A 1,689-nucleotide genomic window follows, 5' to 3' on the forward strand; every position below is an offset into this window, starting at 1 on the left:
AAAAATACTTACGCATTTTTTATTGCGTCCTTAATGTTCCTGTTTGCTAGATTAAAATAGATTTTTTAACGAAAATTAAAATAAAATGTATAATATTATTGGAAATATATGGAGTATAAGTGCATGGCAAAGATAAAATCTAAATGGATATGCCAAAATTGCGCATATGAATCATCAGGTTACCTTGGCAAATGTCCTGATTGCGGAGAATGGGGAACTATAATAGAAGAAAAAATACAAAAAATTGACAATAAAAAACCTTTTATCATAAGTGGTTTAACTCAATCAGTACCACAATTACTAAAACATGTGACTTTAGATGATACAATTCGCTTTTCTACAGGGCTGGAAGAATTTGACCGTGTTTTAGGCGGAGGACTTGTAAAAGGTTCACTTGTTCTCATTGGAGGAGATCCTGGAATAGGTAAATCTACACTGGTATTACAATCCTGTAATACACTAGCAAAGAAGGATAATAAAGTTTTTTATGTTTCAGCAGAAGAATCAGCAAGACAGATAAAGCTAAGGGCAAATAGACTTAATCTTGATTCAGATAAATTATATATTTACTCTGAAACCAGCTTAGAAGAAATACAAACGAGGATTAATGATTTAAATCCGGACATTATAATTATCGACAGTATCCAGGCTATTTACAGTCAAGCAATTACAAGCTCACCAGGCAGCGTAAGTCAGGTTAGAGAATGCTGTAATGCGTTAATGAGTATTGCCAAAACAACAGGTATCACAATCATTATAGTAGGTCATGTTACAAAAGACGGCATGATAGCTGGCCCTAAAGTTCTTGAACATATGGTTGATACAGTTCTTTATTTTGAAGGAGAACGATATAAGGCCTATAGAATGTTAAGAACTATCAAAAATCGTTTTGGTAGCACGAATGATGTTGGTGTATTTAATATGGAAGACAACGGACTTGTTGAGGTTACAAATCCCAGTGAACTTTTCCTGGCAGAAAGATGCAAAACCATAACGCCAGGAAGTGTAGTAATTGCAACAAGTGAAGGCACGAGACCTCTTTTAGTGGAAGTACAAGCTTTGGTAGGACCAACTTCTTATGCTTCTCCAAGAAGAGTGGCAACTGGCATTGAATACAACAGGGTTCTACAAATATTAGCTGTTCTTGAAAGAAGAGTCGGACTTAATCTGAATAAACAGGATGTCTATGTAAATGTTGTAGGAGGAATAGATATACAAGAACCTGCAGCAGACCTCGGAATTGCCTTAGCTGTTGCAACCTGTGCAAGAAATGTAATTGTAGACCCGGAAACTGTAATAGTTGGTGAAATAGGTCTATCTGGTGAAATAAGAAGCGTGAGACAGCTTGACATGAGGATTAATGAAGCTGCAAAGCTCGGGTTCAAGAAAGCAATAGTTCCAAAATCAAATTTACCTCTTAAAAACCCCAATAAAAATATCGAAATAATTGGTGTTTCAAGATTGATAGAGGCTATAACAAATTCCATTCCTACAAAAGCAGATTAATGCTATAAAACTTTCTTCAATATTAATCAGGAATAACATAAATTATTCTTCTTTTTCACCATAGATGGCACTACTAATGTATCTGCCAAGTCGATCAAAACCTAAACCGCATGCAAATCCAAATGCTAACCCTGCACCGGCACTCATACATTTAATTACTGCTGAATAATACCAGGCCCCTAT

General features: G+C 35.4%; 1 protein-coding gene and 1 pseudogene (1 of these 2 only partly in view). One reads left to right on the forward strand and one right to left on the reverse strand.

Annotated features, from left to right (window positions below):
- The first annotated feature begins 123 nt into the window (after positions 1-123).
- Positions 124-1,506 (forward strand): DNA repair protein RadA, encoded by a 1,383-nt coding sequence (locus A2255_08665; GenBank protein OGI19640.1) that lies wholly within the window; start codon positions 124-126, stop codon positions 1,504-1,506.
- Positions 1,507-1,685: 179 nt separating this feature from the next.
- Here the strand turns inward: A2255_08665 and A2255_08670 are convergent.
- Positions 1,686-1,689, reverse strand: a pseudogene (locus tag A2255_08670) (hypothetical protein) (it continues 1,145 nt past the right edge of the window).

The organism is Candidatus Melainabacteria bacterium RIFOXYA2_FULL_32_9 (assembly GCA_001784615.1).
In the GTDB taxonomy this organism is placed as follows: domain Bacteria; phylum Cyanobacteriota; class Vampirovibrionia; order Gastranaerophilales; family UBA9579; genus UBA9579.